The sequence below is a fragment of the Bdellovibrionales bacterium genome (assembly GCA_016714165.1).
Lineage (GTDB): Bacteria > Bdellovibrionota > Bdellovibrionia > Bdellovibrionales > UBA1609 > JADJVA01.
Genome location: JADJNU010000001.1, coordinates 993,072 through 1,010,165 on the forward strand (window position 1 = coordinate 993,072; position 17,094 = coordinate 1,010,165).

The following is a 17,094-nucleotide window of genomic DNA, read 5'->3' on the forward strand; positions in this document are numbered from 1 at the left end:
ACCACAGATTATCTGACAAAAATCTTCCCTCCGGCCATCATACCCATTCCGCAACCAAAACGGATTTCGCCTTTTTCGAGTTTTCCCACTTCGATTTTTACTTCTTTGTTGAGCGGCAAATCCCTTTTTATTTTTTTAGACGGGATTTGAATTTTCGTGGCGCAGGTCGAATCAGTTTTTCTCGTGATCTTTAGAATTACGGGAATACCTGGGTTCACATCCACACTGTTCGGCTCGAAGCCATTTTCAGTGACGGAAAGAGTGACGATTTGTGGTTTTTCCTTTGCTTCAGCGGTCGAAAGCAATGCTAAAGACAAAAATACTGCAATAAACGATTTCATTAGGCCTCCTCGGGTTTAGTTGTTGGATTATTAAAATATGATTTCTGCTTCCAGAGATAGAAGACAACTGGATAAATGAGGAGTTCCAATAGGAAAGAAGTGATTAGACCGCCTATCATCGGCGCCGCAATTCTCTTCATTACGTCAGCCCCAGCGCCAACACTCCACATGATGGGAGTGAGGCCCACGAAAAGTGTTGAAACTGTCATAAGTTTTGGCCTAATTCGATGAACTGCTCCCTCAACTACTGCCGCTTTCAGATCTGAAAGTGACTTCATCTTTCCTCTCTTCACGCGATCATCAAATGCAAGATCGAGGTACATGAGCATGAAAACCCCGGTTTCAGCATCAAGGCCAAGGAGTGCAATCATTCCGACCCATGCAGCGATTGAAAGATTGTAATCAAGCAGAACCAAAAACCACACTGCACCTATCAACGAAAACGGAACGGCTAAAAGCACTATTCCCGTTTTCACCCAAGACTTCGTATTGAAATAGAGGAGGAATAGAATCAAAATAAGAGTGAACGGGACTACGACCTTAAGCCGTTCCTTCACTCTTTCCATATTCTCAAATTGACCGCTCCAAGTGGTTACAATTCCGCTAGGAACTTTAACTTTTTGGTCCAAATGCGCTTTGCCTTTTTCGACGTAGGAACCGATGTCAATAACCTTTGGGTCAATATCGACATAAACGTAACCAACAAGTTGCGCGTTTTCGTTGCGAATCATACTAGGACCTTCTCTGAAGTGGACCTTAGCAACGGCACTCAATGGAATCTGAGCCCCTGTCGGGCTCGTAATGAGAAGCCTACCAATAGCTCCAGCATCTTGCCTGAAGGCCGGAGCTGCTCGAACCTGAATGGGATAGCGTTCTCTTGTGGCAAGAATCTGTGAGACGTTTTCTCCTCCTATGAGTCGCATGGCTTGATCTTGAGCGTCTTTCAGCGAAAGGCCATAGGATTTTAATTTCTCTCGATCAAAATCCACATCAAGGAAGTAGCCGCTTGCAATTCTCTCGGCGATTACGCTTCTAGTCCCCGGAAGAGTTTTAAGTTCACGCTCAATGTCTGCGCCAATGGCTTGGATGGTTTTGAGATCGTCCCCAAAAATTTTGATGCCGACGGGGCTCCGGATTCCCGTAGAGAGCATGTCAATACGGTTTTTGATCGGCATCGTCCAGATGTTCGGCATTCCGAGAAAGTTCAATTTTTCGTTCATATCCTCGATGAGTTGATCCTCGCCAATTGTTTCTGGCCAAACTCTTTGAAAAGGCGCCTTCACGGGTTCGGGCAAGAAGGAGTACCATCGTTTCACTTTTCGCCACTCGGATTTTGGTTTTAAAGTAATAGTGGTTTCCACCATACTGAGAGGAGCCGTATCGGTCGAAGTTTCAGCTCGTCCAGCCTTGCCAAAAACTGTGTCGACTTCAGGAAAAGACTTAAGGATTTGGTCCTGAACAGTCAGGACTCTCTGCGCTTCACTGACAGAGATCCCCGGAAGCGCCGTTGGCATGTAAAGGAGGCTTCCTTCGTGAAGGGTGGGCATGAATTCAGATCCCAACATCATAAACCCAGGAATGATGGAAAGAGTTCCTGCAAATGCTAGAGCGAGAGTCTTTTTTTTGTGATTTAAAACCCAGTCCAAGACGGGTTCGTAAATTCTAAAAAGTCTTCGACTAATAGGATGCTTGTGCTCTGAATAATATTTCCCCACGAAAATAGCGTTTGCAATCTGGTTGAGCCAAGGTTTTGAAAACGTGAAAGGGTTCACCCTGGCAAACAGCATCCGCATCGCGGGGTCGAGAGTAATCGCAAGTATTGCAGCGATCGCCATAGTGATATTTTTTGAGAGGGCCAGCGGACGAAAGAGCCGCCCTTCCTGATCCACGAGAGTAAAGATAGGAATGAAGGCAACGGCAATTACAAGAAGAGAGAAAAAAACCGCAGGCCCGACTTCCGTCAGCGCTTCGAGGCGTACCTTGAAAAAATCTCCCTTTCTCCCGCCTTCATCCCAAAGTTGTATCTTACGGTAGGCATTCTCAACCTCAACTATCGCGCCATCAACGAGGACGCCTATGGAAATTGCAATTCCAGCCAACGACATGATGTTGGAACTCATTCCCATTAAATACATGGGAATAAATGCAAGGAGCACCGAAATCGGAATCGTAATAATAGGCACGAGGGCCGACGGAATATGCCAAAGAAAAAGTAAAATAATAAGGCTTACTACGATGAGTTCTTCCGTAAGCGTGTGCTTGAGTGTGCCGATTGCTCGTTCTATCAGGTCGGAACGGTCGTAGACTGAGATGATTTTCACGCCTTCGGGAAGAGATTTTTCGATCTCTTGAATTTTTCTCTTTACGCGGCCAATGACCTCGGGAGCGTCTTCTCCTTGGCGCATCACAATGATGCCGCCTACGGTATCACCAAGGCCGTTAAAATCCGTAATCCCGCGACGCATCTCTGGCCCGACGGAAACAGTCGAAACTTGTTTCACAAGAATGGGCGCGCGACTCCGTGGATTATAAGCAACGACCGCATCTTCGATGTCCTCTACCTTGTCAACGAGCCCACGGCTTCTGACCATGGCCTCTGTACCTGAAAACTCAATGGTTCGACCACCGCTTTCTTGGTTTGAATTCTTAACGGCCTGTAAAACTTGTTCCATCGTGACTTCAAAAAGCTGAAGTTTCGTGGGATCAATTTTCACCTGATATTGCTTTACGAATCCGCCCACGGGAGCGACTTCTGCAACTCCCTGAACAGATTGGAGCTGGAAGCGAATGAGCCAATCTTGAAGAGACCTTAAATCCGCTGAGTTAAATCGCCCGGACTCATCTCTAAGCACGTACTGATACACCCAACCCACGCTGGTTGCATCGGGGCCGATTTCCGTTTTTACGCCCTCGGGAATCTGCGAGGTGATGCGATTGAGATTTTCTAAAACCCTACTTCTGGCCCAGTATAAGTCCGTTCCGTCTTCGAAAATAACGTAAACATAGGAAAATCCGTAATCAGAAAATCCTCGTACTGATTTTACCTTTGGTGCTCCCAACATCGCCGAAACGACCGGATACGTAACCTGATTTTCCATAATGTCAGGCGAGCGGTCCCATTTCGAATAGATAATTACCTGTGTGTCAGAGAGATCGGGAATGGCGTCAAGGGGCATTCGCTTCAAGGAGTAAGCGCCCACCAGAGCGAATACTGTTGTCATAAGAATGACTAAAAAGCGATTATGGGCGGAGAACTCAATGACTCTCTTAATCATTAGCCCCTCGAATTTTTGCTTCAGAATCGATCAAAAAATTCGGTCCGGAGCTAATCACGTCGCCGGGGTTCAATCCTACCCTCACTTCATAAAATCCTTCTGTTTTTAATCCAAGCCTCACTCGCTTTGCGGTGAGGCTGTTGTCTTTATTAACCAGGTAGACCAGATCTCCACTTCCGGTATGAAGTACGGCGCTCTCCGGTATCGCAACTCGATCTTTAAGAACGAGCACAATTTCTCCACGAAAACTCGATTCTGAAAGAAGACCGCTTAGACCTTTACGAATCGCACCCACGACTCGAACTGTGCGGCTGGTGGGATCGACAATTGAGTCCACGGTTGTTACAACACCGGAGATTTCCTCCTCAGAATGGATATTGCCTGCACCCTTGAAAGAGAGGCCCGGACGAATATAACTCAAATCTTTCTCGTAAACTTGAAAGGCGACTTGTGAACGGGAAATAATCCGACCCGAAACAGGAATAATGGCCCGAAGATCCATGGTTTCAACTTCTTGCTTTTGTGCTCCTAGAAGCATGAATTGAGATTCTGTTGCACTCACTGAAGCGCGCTTCTCTCCCTCTTTTTTCTGCTCAATTTTCTTTGTAACCTTCACGAGTTTCATGTGGCAAATGGGACACTCGCCTGGGTGGTTTTGGTGAACTTGAGGGTGCATAGGGCAAGTCCAATACGTATCCTCACTTACCTTTTCCGCAGATACGAGAGCTTCCGATGGTGCTTTCTTAATTAAATTCTTCGTAGCCAAAAATCCCACGATTGCAAAAATTAGAGCCGCAAATATCCAGATTTTTTTACTCATGGGAAGAGTCCTTTTCTAAAGTGTATTTTTCAAGGTTCGCGATGGCCTCTTCGTACTGCATGCGAAGGTCCAAAGCCTTGATCTTGAGGTCAGGAAAAGCTTCCATTGTCTCATGATGATCTTTCAGAGTTTCCATGTCTCGCGGAGCGAGGTTACGGACGATTTTCACTCGCTTTTCAGCACGGGGGATTAGTTTCTCTGTTAATCTTTTGAGCTGCTGCCGAATCGAACGGGCACGCGAGAGTAGGCTTTCTTTTTCAGACGAGATTTTTCGTCTTTCTTTCTCAAGCTCATATTCCTTTTGTATGCGCTCGGCTCCGGCTTTTCCCGATTCTGAATACGGCCCCCAAGGGAATATAAATGGCAGCGTCACTCCAATCATGACTTCATTATATTTTTGAGACATGCTCGTAGCTCCCATTTCTTTGTAGCGAAGATTGAAATCTGGAAACCACGAAGACTTTGCCTCAAGCTCTCTTGACCTTGCGCTCTCTAAATTCCATTCAAGCGAGCGAATCTGGTGGCTGGAATTTTGGTCAACCCTAGGAATCTCTGAAAAGCTAGGTGCTTCAACAAGAATCTGAATCCGCGTTGACTCGATATTTAAGAAAGATGCAGCTTCAAGCTGTCTTTCTCTTTGTTTCTGAATGGTCTCGTCCAATTCATTGTCGAGAAGATCAAGGGCAGACTCCACCTTAAGAAGATGAATAGCGGCGAAGCTATCGGAGCGCACGCTTGAGCGGACAAGGCGGATGTGGTTCAGTAGGATTTTCTTTTTCTCTTTAAGAAGTTCAATTCTCTCCTGTTCAACCCAAAGGGAAACGTATAGGAGCTTTGCCCACGCCATTATTTCTCTTTGATTTGCCAATTGCGTTTCTTCCTGAGACCGAGCTTCACTTTTCCGCGCTGATCGGTCTCCCGCGAGTTTTGTCGGGAACGGAATCGTCTGACTCGCTTCAAAGCCATTTGCCTGACTTCCGTCTATTGCTTTCATTTGGATGACGCTCACCATAGGAGGGGGAATTGCTACTCCGATTGACTGGGATCGGGCGGCATCTGATTTTGTCTGTTCGATTTTGAGATCAAGGTTTTGCCTGCGGCCAGACCCAGAAAATCGGGGAGCGTCATTCTCCCTTGAGCCTCAGCGCTTTTCAGCGGAAGCAAAGACACTAAAATGACAGCAGAAAGAACTCGTTTCATACTACTACTACGAGTCCTTAGGCCTCTTTGTGACACTATTTTTATCTCATTGAAATTGCTAATGTTTTTGACTTTTTCTAGTGGGCTTGTCACAATAAGGTCTGACTTTTCGTATTAAGGATTATGAATGGACGAAAGTGTAAAACAGAAACTTTCAGACGAGGAGCTTATGAGCCTGTATATAACGGGTGACTTCGCCGCCTTTGAAATTCTTTACAAGCGCCATTCGGGTCGCGTGTTTGACTATTTGAAAAAGAAAGTCTCCGCCGAAACAGCCCAGGATCTTCTGCAAGAAATTTTTGCCAAGCTCCATAAATCACGAGCAAAGTACAACCCTCAGTATCCGTTTCTGCCTTGGCTATTCACAATCTCGCGAAACTCTCTTATGGACTTTTATAAGCTTGCCGAAACGAAATTAACGAAGGCAAGTAGCGGCTCAGATGAGTTGCTCCAGAATCTCCCAGCCGTCGCTGTGAATGAAGCAGGTAATGTAGATTTGGCGCTACTGCTTGCCGATCTTCCTCTAAATCAAAAGCGAGCCATTGAGCTTCGCTATTTGGAGGACTGGTCCTTTGAAAAAATAGCCTCCCACATGAATACATCCGAAGGGAATGCAAGACAGCTTATTAGCCGAGGGCTAGCGTTCGTTCGCCAATTCCGAAAAGGAGGCAAAAGTGAATCATAAAATCACTGAAAGAGAATGGCTTGAAGACTTTAGCGACTTTGTCTCCTCTGAGGGAACATCGGTTCCAGATAATGTTTCACAAAATATTTTGAGTTATGTTCATCGCGAACTAAACCCATCTGCTTGGTTTGTGTTCGCCAAACTTATGGGAATTCATTCGGTCGTGGGTACTCTGTCGCTCTCTATTTGTGAGCAGTTTGGGATGAGCCCATTCAGTACGGGGATATCCCTCACAGAATTCTTCATGAGGCTTGGCCATTCAATTTGCATGGCTCTTTGCGGTTTTCTCTTCGTGGGGCTTAGTGTGGCGCTTGCTTTCTTTATGTTGAAATCTGAAGAGCTTTCTGTTCTAAAGAAGAACTCTTGGATTCAAATTCCGAGCCTTGGTCTTTTATCACTGGCTGTTTTCATTGGCTTCGGTGCTGAGATGGTCTTTGGAATCGGATTCCTTTGGTTCATCGGTGCAATGCTTGGTGGATTTACGCCGATTCTAATTCGGAATTTAAAGACTGCGTGAGCCAATAATACACGATTGGTTGGCCTGGCTCGTATTTGCGCAAAAGTGAAATCCGATGAATTGGCGGTTAAAATGGCAGCACTTCGTCTCGTATTTTTTCAAGGATGCCCGAACGCTGAAAGGGCGCGAAAACTGTTAACGGAAATTGGCCTTCCTTATGAGGAAGTAAGACAGGACGACCTCCCCTTTGGTGATCCACTCAAGGGGTATGCTTCACCAACGGTTCTCGACGGCAAAAAAATTATATTCGGCTCGAAAACTGGGGAAAATAGCGGTGGCTGTTCTCTTGAAATCCCCTCACTGGATCAATTGCGAATCCTCCTCGACATAAAAAAGACCCGTTCGTAAATCCAAAATGCGTTCTGAATTCAAAACACAACTAAGTGTTTGTAATTTATAACTTCTCGCTCTCTTCCGTTCGCGCAGACAAACAAAAACTGTGAATTTTTAGCCAGCGCATTTTCATTCAAAATCAATTTATCATTTCATCTCAAATACTTACATCACTTCGGCACACTTGGCCTGCTCCGTGAAATACATCCCATCATGAGAGCGCTGAAGTTCTCGAACTTACCGGAGGTGGAAGTGAAACCAAAAATGATTTCAAACTGGCTGCGACGGCTCTACGCCATGCTTTACAAACAATCCAATGGCTCGCTGGAAGAATGGGAACGCCTGGAATTTCGTAAACCAGCGCCGCCCAGAGAGCGCGAATACACCAAGCCTGGAGCGGCATCATGAGACGATCCAAATTCAAAAAAGCCGGAAAACCTGAGCCAAGAAAACTTTGAACTTCTCAAGGAGGCTTTGGCCTACCTGAGCCCGAAGCAGCGCCTGATCGTATATCTGCGCTTTTGGGATAACATGACGATCCAGGAAATTGCCCGCTACATCGGCCAATCCTGGAACTCCACTGACATGATGCTCGATGGAGCCGTCAACCACCTTCGGGTAAGGATCATCCAATTGACCCATGCCCGTGAAGAATCATTTTTACTGAACCAGTTCTGCCCAATGGCCGCTTAAAAAAACCAAATAACAAACCCTAAACGCACTGGAGGTCTTTCATGGAAAAGGCAGGGACACTTGTTGCCAAAACAATGGAACAAATCAAGGAAAACGCTGAACGAACAATTTTTCGCTTCGATATCTTTAAAGGAGTGCCCGATGAAAAAGGGCGAATTCAAAAGGTGAAATCGGTGGGCCACGCCCTCATTACCGAGGGTTCGCACACTTATACCATCTATCTGAAAACGCTGCTCAAGGATCTATTCTACATGCTTCCTGAACGGACGCACCTGGACAAATACGACTTTGTGATTCTCACAAGGGAGGAGTCGTTCAAGGAGGGGCGAAAATATTTCTGGAACAACGTGGGTGAAGCAAAGCTCATGGATGGGGAGAACCGCGATCTGCTGAAACTCTCTTGGGACATTCTCGTCGCTGACGATATCTATCTCAACACCATTCCCACCAAAAAATCGGTGCTTCCGGCGGTGGATTCTACATCCGCCAATGCCGAAGCCGCCTAAAAGGAAACGTGCATGAAAAATAAAAGACAATTTCTTTTCACCCTGGGGCTCATGATCTTCATGGGCCTCCTGGTGGCCGAACCCAGCTTTGCAAGCTTTGAATCCTCTCTGATGACGGTCAAAATGAAACTATCAAACGTGGTGCTGCCGGTGCTTGCGACAATGGGACTGTTGTTTGCCGGATTCAGCTTCATCACCGGAAATCCAAATGCCCGCCAACACATCATCTACGCGGTGATTGGATGCATTCTGGGATTCGGCGCTCAAGGCATTGTCGATTTCATCAGCTCTTCAGTCCGCTAAATCAATTTGAGGAGAGGGAGACTCCCTCTCCTCCATTTTCATGGAGGTGTCCGTGTCACTATCGGTCACAAAGGTTCCGCGTGCTCTCGACAACCGGCTTAGACTCTTTGGCTTTGAGCTGGCCGATCTCTTGCTCATTTTCTTATATCTATCCGTGAGCAATCTATTTTTCGGACCTACGCGCCTGAAGTTCCCCGTCGTTTGGTGCGGGACTCTGCTGTTGGCCTGTGTGCTTCATTTTGTAAAGAAGGGAAAACCTGAAAATTATCTTCAGCATCTCCTGCAATTCAAAATGAATCCTGCCATCTACTCTGCTGCCTCTGCCGATACTGAGTACCAACCACTTTTAAAAAAGAATGGAGCTGCGAATGAAGCTAACTAAACCTCGGAGTCTGTCTGAGCTTTCGGAATTTCGGCGTGAGCATTCCCTAGCTCGGGAACTTCCATATTGGGATTTTGTGGAAGGGATAGTTATTCTGTCAGATGGTACACTTGTGGCTCCCATGCGCTTGCGTGGACGAGCCATCGAGACACTGGATACTGAATCCGTGAACCAGTTGAACCAAGACATTCGATCTTTCCTGAATAGCCTTCCCGATAACACCGAAGTCTCTTTTGTTGTGGATGTGAATTCAGACTGTCGTAAAACTATCGACCAACACGGACGATTTGCAAATAAGTCGACAGATATTGGCTGGGTTGCTGATTCTCGGCAAAGAGGCCTTCAGGAAGCTCTGGAGAATCTCGAACTTGTTAAATCTGATCTTTATCTATTTTTGTACCTGCGCCCCGACACCTTAACCCAAGCAGACGGCCTCGGGATATTTAAGAGATTCCTTCGGCCACCGTCTCACTTTCATTCCTTGAGCAAGGATGAATTTGAAAAACGCTTGCATGCCATACAGCAAACCAAACTTGCATTGATTCAAAGTTTGACCGTCACTGGTGTGGATTGCCACGAGATGACCGAGGATGACACCAAAGAGGTCATTTACCGTTTCTTGAATCCCAAGCGGTCCCGCGTCAACCCGGCTCCTCGGGTTGCAAACTCGCATCGGAATCAAGAGTTCACTGGGGAAGAACTAAAAATTGCCCCCGAGTTGTCACTTCCAAGCCCGAGAGAGCAGCTTGTATTTTCCGATCTGCTAGTCGATTATGACTCGTTCCTGCTTGATGGCGTTCACCATCGGATACTGACTCTTAAAACTCTGCCGGAGTTGACGCACTCTGCGCTCATAGTGAAGCTCTTAGACCTTCCCTTTCACTATTCCTTGCACTGCCATATTCAAGTTCCGACTCAATCGAAAGAACTCAGTCAACTCCAGACAAAGCGGCGCATGGCTCACTCCATGTCAATGTCGCATGGAGGCCGCGCCACGGATTTGGAAAGCGAAGCGCAGCTTAATGCTACCGAAGAACTCTTGCGTGAAATTATCAATACGGGCCAGAAGATTCTCTATACGCAAATTGCAATTCTGCTACGATCGGAATCGCAGGATGAACTTGAACTGAAAACGCGCGCTGTTCTTGCAAAGTTCAGGGAACTCAATGGCGCTGAGGGCATTGTTGAAACTGTTTCCTCGGTTTCGGCTTGGAAAACACTACTTCCCTGCGGAACAACTAAAATGCTGCGGCCCAAACGGATTAAAACAGATAATCTTTCAGACTTCTTACCTGTCTATCAGGATTTCACTGGGGAAGGCATTTCTCCTGTGTGCCTCTTTAGAAACCGGGCTGGTGGTCTTGTGGCCTATGATCCCTTTGAAAGTCGCCTTCCAAACTATAACTCCCTCGTGACGGGTTCCAGTGGTGCCGGAAAAAGTTTTCTCAATAATCTCGTCTTGCTCCAGTACATGACTCAAAACCCGATGGTTTATATCATCGACATCGGTGGCTCTTATCGGAAAATCTGCGAGTTCCTTGGCGGTCAGTACGTTGAAATCAGTCCACCCAAGGACGAGAATGAAGTCCCCGGAATCAATCCTCTGCTTCTTCCCGAAGGAGAAACGAAACCATCACCACAAAAACTAAAATTCTTGCTGGCGATGCTGGAAACCATTCTCGTGGATCAAGATGGCGACCGACTTCCAAAACTTCAGAAGAGCCTTTTGGAGGAAGCCCTTATTCAAGTTTACGAACGGACTCAGAGAACCCCAATGCTTTCAGATTTGGCCAAGCTACTCAGTGAAAGCCCTGAACAAGAATTAAAATCATTTGCAAAAATGCTTTTCCCTTGGACGGGAGAGCGACCCTATGGGCGAATGCTGGATAGAACAAGCGGACTTGATCTGAATAGCGATGTCGTCGTCTTTGATTTGAAGGGTCTATCAGCCTTCCCGGACCTGCAATCGGTGATGATCCTTATCATTACGGACTTTATCCTTGGAAAGGTTGAAGCAAAAGGAGCAAGCCAAAGCCGCCGAAAACAAATCTTGATGGATGAGTGCTGGGAGCTACTCAAAAGCCAGGCATCCAGTTCGTTCATGGAATACTGCGTGCGGACTCTCCGAAAAACTGGATCGGGCATCACGTTTATTACCCAGGGGCTAGACGAAATCGTTGCAAGCCCCATTGGTGGCGCCCTGATTGCCAACACCGCGAATAAATTTATCCTTCTGCAACGAGGTGATTTGGAGCCAATTCGGAAAATTCTAAAATTGAATGACCAAGAGATGGCCCTCATCGGCTCTTTGAGACAACAGAAGGGAGCATTTTCCGAGGCGTTTCTCATCTACAACGAAAATCGCACGGTGATTCGAATTGCGCCAACACCTATCGAATACTGGCTTGCAACGAGTGATTCAACCGACAACGCCAAAATAGAGGAGGCACGAAAGGAAAATCCCCAGCTAAGCCTCAAGCAGATCATTTCTGAATTCGCTGAAAAATACCCGTTCGGATATGCCCATTACCTGAAAACGAAAGGGCCAATATGAAGAAATGGAAGCGATTACTTATAATTCCGTTCCTTGTAGTTTCCCTGACCACGGCAAGGCCCGCGCGGGCTGATTTCTGGGGTGGTGATCTTGTGTATCTAGCGCAAATTCTCCAGACCGCCATTCAGCAGTTAACTCAGCTCCAGAACATCCTTGGAAATGGACGAGACACGCTCAACCTGCTTCGTGACATCAATCGAGGGCTACGTGATGCCTTAAATATAATGAGAACCGCAAACCAAACACTAAGGCCGGGAGTTCTTTCCGATTTGGACAACCTAGACCTTGTGCTTTCAAAAGTTGAGGAACTCTATGGACGGATTCCCAACACACCAGAAGGAAAAATGCAGCTCATGACGGATCGAAGTGTCGCGGAAGCAATCAACTTGCACAATGAAGCCTTTAAGTACGCTGATCGGCTTGATCCAGAGGCCGAGCGTATCAAAGACTACGCTCACATGGTCAATCCCGCTGGAGCAGCAAAAGTCACTGTTCAATCCATGGGCATGATGATCCATGTACTCAACCAAATCCTGCGCACTAATGCCGCCATTCTAAAGCTGCAAAGCGAGCAACTCGCCCTGCAAAACCGCCGAGGAAAACTCGATTCCGAGCAATTCCGCATGCAATACGAGGGCGTGTCAGATGCGTTTGGAAACTTAAGATCCAATTTCAACTTACCGTCAATATCGAGGTAGATTCATGGAAAATTTTGAACTCTTGGGCGAATTGGCCCACAAGCTCCACTCGGAGCTAAGAAATACCTATTACTTATTGCTTCCCATTTTTTTCTGCGTCTCCCTCGTCATTACTTGGCTTAAAGCGCCGACTGGTGGACCGGATTTCATTGAAGCTGTTAAGCGAGCCTTTATTTCGACTCTACTCTTGGCTGGATTTCAGGAAATCACCGACGTCATTCTTTTCATTACAACGGGGCTAGCCGATAAAATTTCAGATATGCAAAGCCTGAACATGTTCATGCAGATGGCAGGAGATAAGGCAAAATCCTATACTGCATCACCGATGTCGCTGGTTCTAGGATTCAACGATTTGATCGTGGCAACGCTTTCATTCCTCTCTTACATTATTCTCTATATTGCACGCTACATTATGGTGGCCGTGTATCACTTTAGCTGGGTGTTTCTTTCGTTGATGGCACCGATCCTCCTTCTTTTTCATATTTTCTCACCAAAAATTACTCTGAATTTATTCAAGTCAATGATCGAGATTGCGAGTTGGAAAGTTGTTTGGGCAGTGCTTTCGGCAATGCTGGCCGCACTCCCATTTGGCAATGCCTATGCAACGTCCGGAAATTATCTAACCGTGATCGTACTCAACTTTGTCATCGCGATTTCAATGTTATGCACCCCTCTTGTCGTTAAATCCCTTGTGGGAAGTGGATTTACCGCATTTGCCGATACACTCGGGCCGATCACCGCTGCCGCAATGCTTGCTGCTCCGGCAAAAGCGGGGGCCGTAATGAAAGTGGGCCGCGCCGTCATTGGAGATACCAAGGGCTTCGCCGGGAACATGCAGAGATCCATTTATACACGAATGCAGAACAAATCCTTCCAGCGCGATATCAAAAGGATGAATGAAAAACAAAAATAGAGGTCATAAATGATTCAAAAAGCACGTCAGAAGTGGTTCGAGGTTTGGGGCAATGAAGTCGCACAAAATGAAATTCTAAAATATCTTCTTTTAGTTTTCTGTCTAGCAAACTTAATTCTAACAGTTTCTCTTACAGTCCTAGCTCTCCGCCATCCACCTGTCTTTGCGGTCTCTTCAATCGACTCTGGAATTCTTCGATCTGATCCTCCCCCGAAGGAATATCTTGAACGTGAAGCCAAGCGAGTTGTCAGCGCATACCTTGAGATGCGCCACAATTGGGAATCCGCAACCATCCAAACATCCATTGGAGCGGCATCGCGGTTCGTTGATAGTTCCTTCCGCAAGGCATTTCTTCAGGCAAATGCCAGTCAGATTAAGATTGCTGCCGAGAAACGAATAGCTCAGAGGTTTTTTCTACGTCAGGTCGACGTGGATCTTCAAAAAGGAACAGCCGCAGTTTCCGGGGAAAGAATTCTTACTGTCGACGGGTTCAAAGCCGTAAGCACTCTTACTTTCAATCTAAAAATCCGTCTGGGCGAACGAACAGAACAAAATCCTGAGGGCGTCTACATTACCTCCGAACAATTGGTCGAAAATGGAAAGGATTAACGTATGAAGAAACAAACCTTCACAATCGCAATTATCATCTCTTTGCTGACCTCATTCACGGCCTTCGCTAAGAATGTAAAAACCATCTCAATTGACGAATCTGAGGTGGCACAAGTCCGCGTCTCGCTCGGTTACTCGACTCTGTTGCAATTCGATGCAAGACCGGTTCAAGCCATTGTGGGCGACCAGGACTCCTTTAAGGTGGAATATGTTGGAAACTCAATTGCCATCAAGCCGCTGATGTCTGGCGTTTCAACCAACCTCTTCGTGATGACGGAGTACGGAAAATTCAATTTTAGGATCAGTTCTGGCCGCGGATTCGAGCCAGATTATATTTTGCGAGTAAAACGAAAAGCACCTGTGACGACTGAGGCACCAGGGGGAATTATTACGAAACGGGTCGGTGTCTCGCGCTCGGTTGGCGGCATTACGCTGCGATTGCTTTCTGTGGCAAGCGCCAAGATCAATACGCCAATGATTTACTCCTTTGAACTTTCATCCAAGGACAAAAAGATTGGTTTTCAACCAGGAGACTTTGCGGTTCTTCAATCCGGGCGCTCGCTACCTATTGAAAATATCTATATCGAACGGCTTTCTTTGGACAAGGGCCAGCGACTATTTGGAATGGTTCATGTTAAGCGCGAACACCTGCGCCGTGGATACAAAAGCACGCTTCAGTTCAAAACGGAGTCTATCAAGGGAGGAATTCAAATTTCGGCCCCATCAATTTGAGGGAGAAAAAATGAAATTACCAAAAGTGGACGAATATTTTTTAGCCAAAGACGCTCCGGTCGGGAAATATCGCCGCCTTGATACTACCAAAATCAGAAATTGGCTCTTTGGGATCGGTGCTGTTACCCTCATCGCCGTTCTCTTCACTGGAAACGAAGAGCCAGAAACCCCTCCTGCGGCAACCACGGTGGACAGCAATACCAGCGTTTCTCAAGGAATGAGCCAATCCTCAGCCGCATACTCCGGCGACGGGAATTTTTATTTGTCGAATGTCTCTGGGCATTCGCTTGGCGGTCGTGTTGGTGCTGGTCGGCAACTCACCGCCAGCCAGGTCGTCAAGCCCCAAGGAAATAGCATCGGTGTGGGCCTTCCCTCAGGAACCACAATTCCGGCGCGACTTGCTAACCGTATTGTCACTTCTGATAGCCGAGGCCCCGTCGTGGCGATTATCACTTCGGAGGTTTCGTCCCAACTAGGATTTGCCATACCTGTAGGCACTAAGGCACTTGGCAACGCGCAAACCGAACACGGATCAGAGCGAGTTCAGGTGGCATTCCACACTCTGGTATTTGAAAATGGTACGGAACAGCCATTTTCTGCCGTGGCGGTAATGCCGGATGGCTCTAGTGGCATTGCAGGCGAATACCACTCTCAGATTTTCAAGCGAGAATCAGGACGCTTCCTTGGGAATTTTATCTCAGGATTTGCCGATGGTTTTAAGGACCGCGAGCAAGGAAATAGCGCTCCCTTTGAGCCAGGAAATCTAAAAAATGCGGCACTGAACGGTCTCTCTGAGTCAGCCTCGGAACATGCAAAAACCCAAGCCGAAGAAATGAAAAACGTCACCCCCCTATGTCACGGTCGAACCCGGAACGCCCTTTCTTGTATTCCTTGAGAAGGGAATGAGCTTATGAATCAAAAACCATTGGAGCGGGGCGACCTCGCCCTCATCTTTGCATTCATCGGAATACCTGTTTCACTCTTTGTGTTCCGCTACACCATGCGCGTATCGGAATTTATAACCCGCTACTGGAACTCTCCGGAATCGAGCAGGCACCTCTGGATCGCCTGTGGTACGGGATTCTTGTTCGTGATTTATCGAATATGCATTCGCTGGAATTGTCACCTCGAAGAAGTGACTGCCGCTGTCAGAAAGAATGATGGAGCAATATTTCTTGGGCATTGCAGTTCCCAAGAAGCGCTTCATCTCACAACCGATTTGCGCACCAGGCACACTCAGGTGATCGGCACCACCAGTTGCGGGAAATCCGAGTCCGTCATTCTTCCATGGGCCATACAGGACATTCAAAACGGCGGTGGACTTATTATCATTGACGGTAAAGCGGATAAATCTTTTCTCGATAAAATCTATGCCTACGCCGTTGATGCTGGCCGCGCCAGCGACTTTCGCTTATTTTCATTGTCGAATCCAGAAGAGTCCTGCTCATTCAATCCCTTAGCAGTAGGCTCTGTTCAAGAAGTAACCGAAAGAGTCTTTTCCAGCTTTCAATTCGATAATGAGTATTTTGAAAGTGTCCAGTTTCGAATTTTTCGCGACGTAATCGCCATCATTAAGGATCAAAACATTGTTCCCACCTTTTCTCATATAAACCTCTTGCTAACCAACAAAGATGCCTTGGAAAGATGGATTGAGGCCAGTCGCAACGAACCACTGAAGACTAACCTCACCGCATTCAATAATCTCTCGGCAAAGGAACGCGATGAGAGGTCAAGCGGTCTGGTAACGAAACTCAGTCACTTTTGCGCAGACGAGATTTCGCCGCTGTTCAACACAACTCAATCCCATATCGACTTGGGCCTTGCTCTAAAGCACAAATGGATTTGCTACTTTCAGCTTCCGACAATGTACTACCAATTTCTTGGTTCTTCGACTGGCAAGCTTGTCCTGCAGTGCCTGCAAAATTCCGTGGCGAAGCGCCATAATGAAGGCGGAAAGAATGCGAGCTTCATCTCTGTATATCTCGACGATTTTCAAGATTATATCTACGAAGGATTCGAAGCTCTGCTTAATAAATCCCGGTCAGCAAATATCGGCATGGTGTTTTCGCACCAGGCCCTTGGTGATCTCGATAAGGTGAGCCCTGCTTTTCGAAACGTGGTGACTACGAATACGAACGTAAAGATCGTCATGCGGAACAACGACCCGGAAACGGCGGAGTTTTTTGCAAATTCATTTGGCACCACGACTTCATCAAAAGAAACCGAACGTGTTTCACGCGGAATATTCGGCTCTACCAAGACAGGTGAACTTTCCGTAAGGGCCGTGGAGGAATACCTCTTTCATCCAAACGTCATCAAGTCGGAGTTAAGAACTGGCGAAGCCCTTGTTTCTATCCCTTACTTTGAAGGAGTAAAGACCAGAAGAGTTAGATTCACGCCGCTTCCTGATAAAGACGCCAAACATTTGCCTTGTATTCCCAAGGGGAATATCGACCAGAAAACCCTACTGAATCCTCCAGGACGAAACGACAAAACCGAAGTCAACCGAGTGGTTCTAAACTAAGCTGCGTCG

Annotated in this window: 19 protein-coding genes; 15 read left to right on the forward strand and 4 right to left on the reverse strand. The window is 46.8% G+C overall.

Annotated features, from left to right (window positions below):
- Positions 1–8 precede the first annotated feature (8 nt).
- From IPJ71_04375 to IPJ71_04390, 4 genes are read right to left on the reverse strand one after another with little or no spacing between them, the layout of a single operon-like run.
- On the reverse strand, positions 9–341 hold the full coding sequence (locus IPJ71_04375; protein ID MBK7842919.1) for a cupredoxin domain-containing protein: 333 nt from the start codon (positions 339–341) through the stop codon (positions 9–11).
- Positions 341–3,616 carry an efflux RND transporter permease subunit gene (locus IPJ71_04380; GenBank protein MBK7842920.1) on the reverse strand — a complete coding sequence of 1,092 codons (3,276 nt, stop codon included), beginning with the start codon at positions 3,614–3,616 and terminating at the stop codon, positions 341–343. The genes IPJ71_04375 and IPJ71_04380 overlap by 1 nt, the downstream gene beginning before the upstream one ends.
- On the reverse strand, positions 3,609–4,436 hold the full coding sequence (locus IPJ71_04385; protein ID MBK7842921.1) for a hypothetical protein: 828 nt from the start codon (positions 4,434–4,436) through the stop codon (positions 3,609–3,611). The genes IPJ71_04380 and IPJ71_04385 overlap by 8 nt, the downstream gene beginning before the upstream one ends.
- Positions 4,429–5,430 carry a TolC family protein gene (locus IPJ71_04390; protein MBK7842922.1) on the reverse strand — a complete coding sequence of 334 codons (1,002 nt, stop codon included), beginning with the start codon at positions 5,428–5,430 and terminating at the stop codon, positions 4,429–4,431. Before IPJ71_04390 ends, IPJ71_04385 begins: the two co-directional genes overlap by 8 nt.
- 375 nt (positions 5,431–5,805) lie before the next feature.
- On the opposite strand from IPJ71_04390, the gene IPJ71_04395 reads away from it, so the two are divergent.
- The 15 genes from IPJ71_04395 to IPJ71_04465 all read left to right on the forward strand — a co-directional run bounded on the left by IPJ71_04395 (position 5,806) and on the right by IPJ71_04465 (position 17,085).
- Positions 5,806–6,321, forward strand: a complete 516-nt coding sequence (locus IPJ71_04395) for a sigma-70 family RNA polymerase sigma factor (GenBank protein ID MBK7842923.1) — start codon at positions 5,806–5,808, stop codon at positions 6,319–6,321.
- Positions 6,311–6,838 carry a hypothetical protein gene (locus tag IPJ71_04400; protein ID MBK7842924.1) on the forward strand — a complete coding sequence of 176 codons (528 nt, stop codon included), beginning with the start codon at positions 6,311–6,313 and terminating at the stop codon, positions 6,836–6,838. The genes IPJ71_04395 and IPJ71_04400 overlap by 11 nt, the downstream gene beginning before the upstream one ends.
- A 72-nt stretch (positions 6,839–6,910) precedes the next feature.
- Positions 6,911–7,186: a hypothetical protein gene (locus IPJ71_04405; GenBank protein ID MBK7842925.1), complete on the forward strand. Its 276-nt coding sequence runs from the start codon at positions 6,911–6,913 to the stop codon at positions 7,184–7,186.
- Between the two features lie 198 nt (positions 7,187–7,384).
- Complete coding sequence (locus IPJ71_04410) at positions 7,385–7,579, forward strand: hypothetical protein (protein MBK7842926.1); 195 nt, start codon at positions 7,385–7,387, stop codon at positions 7,577–7,579.
- 66 nt (positions 7,580–7,645) lie between these two features.
- On the forward strand, positions 7,646–7,864 hold the full coding sequence (locus tag IPJ71_04415; protein MBK7842927.1) for a hypothetical protein: 219 nt from the start codon (positions 7,646–7,648) through the stop codon (positions 7,862–7,864).
- A 74-nt stretch (positions 7,865–7,938) separates the two neighbouring features.
- Entirely contained in the window at positions 7,939–8,370 is a 432-nt protein-coding gene (locus tag IPJ71_04420; GenBank protein ID MBK7842928.1) for a hypothetical protein, read from the forward strand.
- A 12-nt stretch (positions 8,371–8,382) separates the two neighbouring features.
- Positions 8,383–8,673 carry a TrbC/VirB2 family protein gene (locus IPJ71_04425; protein MBK7842929.1) on the forward strand — a complete coding sequence of 97 codons (291 nt, stop codon included), beginning with the start codon at positions 8,383–8,385 and terminating at the stop codon, positions 8,671–8,673.
- Positions 8,674–8,725: 52 nt separating this feature from the next.
- Positions 8,726–9,055 carry a hypothetical protein gene (locus tag IPJ71_04430; GenBank protein ID MBK7842930.1) on the forward strand — a complete coding sequence of 110 codons (330 nt, stop codon included), beginning with the start codon at positions 8,726–8,728 and terminating at the stop codon, positions 9,053–9,055.
- On the forward strand, positions 9,042–11,609 hold the full coding sequence (locus IPJ71_04435) for an ATP-binding protein (GenBank protein ID MBK7842931.1): 2,568 nt from the start codon (positions 9,042–9,044) through the stop codon (positions 11,607–11,609). Before IPJ71_04430 ends, IPJ71_04435 begins: the two co-directional genes overlap by 14 nt.
- A complete protein-coding gene (locus IPJ71_04440; GenBank protein ID MBK7842932.1) occupies positions 11,606–12,307 on the forward strand; it encodes a hypothetical protein in 702 nt (233 codons plus the stop codon). Before IPJ71_04435 ends, IPJ71_04440 begins: the two co-directional genes overlap by 4 nt.
- Positions 12,308–12,311: 4 nt before the next feature.
- Positions 12,312–13,220, forward strand: a complete 909-nt coding sequence (locus IPJ71_04445; GenBank protein MBK7842933.1) for a hypothetical protein — start codon at positions 12,312–12,314, stop codon at positions 13,218–13,220.
- 9 nt (positions 13,221–13,229) lie between these two features.
- Positions 13,230–13,829, forward strand: a complete 600-nt coding sequence (locus IPJ71_04450) for a hypothetical protein (GenBank protein MBK7842934.1) — start codon at positions 13,230–13,232, stop codon at positions 13,827–13,829.
- Between the two features lie 3 nt (positions 13,830–13,832).
- Positions 13,833–14,561, forward strand: a complete 729-nt coding sequence (locus IPJ71_04455) for a TrbG/VirB9 family P-type conjugative transfer protein (protein MBK7842935.1) — start codon at positions 13,833–13,835, stop codon at positions 14,559–14,561.
- 10 nt (positions 14,562–14,571) lie between these two features.
- A complete protein-coding gene (locus IPJ71_04460) occupies positions 14,572–15,456 on the forward strand; it encodes a TrbI/VirB10 family protein (protein ID MBK7842936.1) in 885 nt (294 codons plus the stop codon).
- Between the two features lie 15 nt (positions 15,457–15,471).
- Positions 15,472–17,085 carry a TraM recognition domain-containing protein gene (locus IPJ71_04465; GenBank protein MBK7842937.1) on the forward strand — a complete coding sequence of 538 codons (1,614 nt, stop codon included), beginning with the start codon at positions 15,472–15,474 and terminating at the stop codon, positions 17,083–17,085.
- Positions 17,086–17,094 lie beyond the last annotated feature (9 nt).

Bases quoted from the DNA above. Each gene is read 5' to 3' on its own strand.
- IPJ71_04460 (MBK7842936.1), top strand. From the start codon at position 14,572: ATGAAATTACCAAAAGTGGACGAATATTTTTTAGCCAAAGACGCTCCG.
- IPJ71_04380 (MBK7842920.1), bottom strand. From the start codon at position 3,616: ATGATTAAGAGAGTCATTGAGTTCTCCGCCCATAATCGCTTTTTAGTC.
- IPJ71_04385 (MBK7842921.1), bottom strand. From the start codon at position 4,436: ATGAGTAAAAAAATCTGGATATTTGCGGCTCTAATTTTTGCAATCGTG.
- IPJ71_04405 (MBK7842925.1), top strand. From the start codon at position 6,911: ATGGCAGCACTTCGTCTCGTATTTTTTCAAGGATGCCCGAACGCTGAA.
- IPJ71_04465 (MBK7842937.1), top strand. From the start codon at position 15,472: ATGAATCAAAAACCATTGGAGCGGGGCGACCTCGCCCTCATCTTTGCA.
- IPJ71_04450 (MBK7842934.1), top strand. From the start codon at position 13,230: ATGATTCAAAAAGCACGTCAGAAGTGGTTCGAGGTTTGGGGCAATGAA.
- IPJ71_04420 (MBK7842928.1), top strand. From the start codon at position 7,939: ATGGAACAAATCAAGGAAAACGCTGAACGAACAATTTTTCGCTTCGAT.
- IPJ71_04390 (MBK7842922.1), bottom strand. From the start codon at position 5,430: ATGAAAGCAATAGACGGAAGTCAGGCAAATGGCTTTGAAGCGAGTCAG.
- IPJ71_04440 (MBK7842932.1), top strand. From the start codon at position 11,606: ATGAAGAAATGGAAGCGATTACTTATAATTCCGTTCCTTGTAGTTTCC.
- IPJ71_04435 (MBK7842931.1), top strand. From the start codon at position 9,042: ATGAAGCTAACTAAACCTCGGAGTCTGTCTGAGCTTTCGGAATTTCGG.
- IPJ71_04445 (MBK7842933.1), top strand. From the start codon at position 12,312: ATGGAAAATTTTGAACTCTTGGGCGAATTGGCCCACAAGCTCCACTCG.
- IPJ71_04410 (MBK7842926.1), top strand. From the start codon at position 7,385: ATGAGAGCGCTGAAGTTCTCGAACTTACCGGAGGTGGAAGTGAAACCA.
- IPJ71_04425 (MBK7842929.1), top strand. From the start codon at position 8,383: ATGAAAAATAAAAGACAATTTCTTTTCACCCTGGGGCTCATGATCTTC.
- IPJ71_04455 (MBK7842935.1), top strand. From the start codon at position 13,833: ATGAAGAAACAAACCTTCACAATCGCAATTATCATCTCTTTGCTGACC.
- IPJ71_04395 (MBK7842923.1), top strand. From the start codon at position 5,806: ATGAGCCTGTATATAACGGGTGACTTCGCCGCCTTTGAAATTCTTTAC.
- IPJ71_04375 (MBK7842919.1), bottom strand. From the start codon at position 341: ATGAAATCGTTTATTGCAGTATTTTTGTCTTTAGCATTGCTTTCGACC.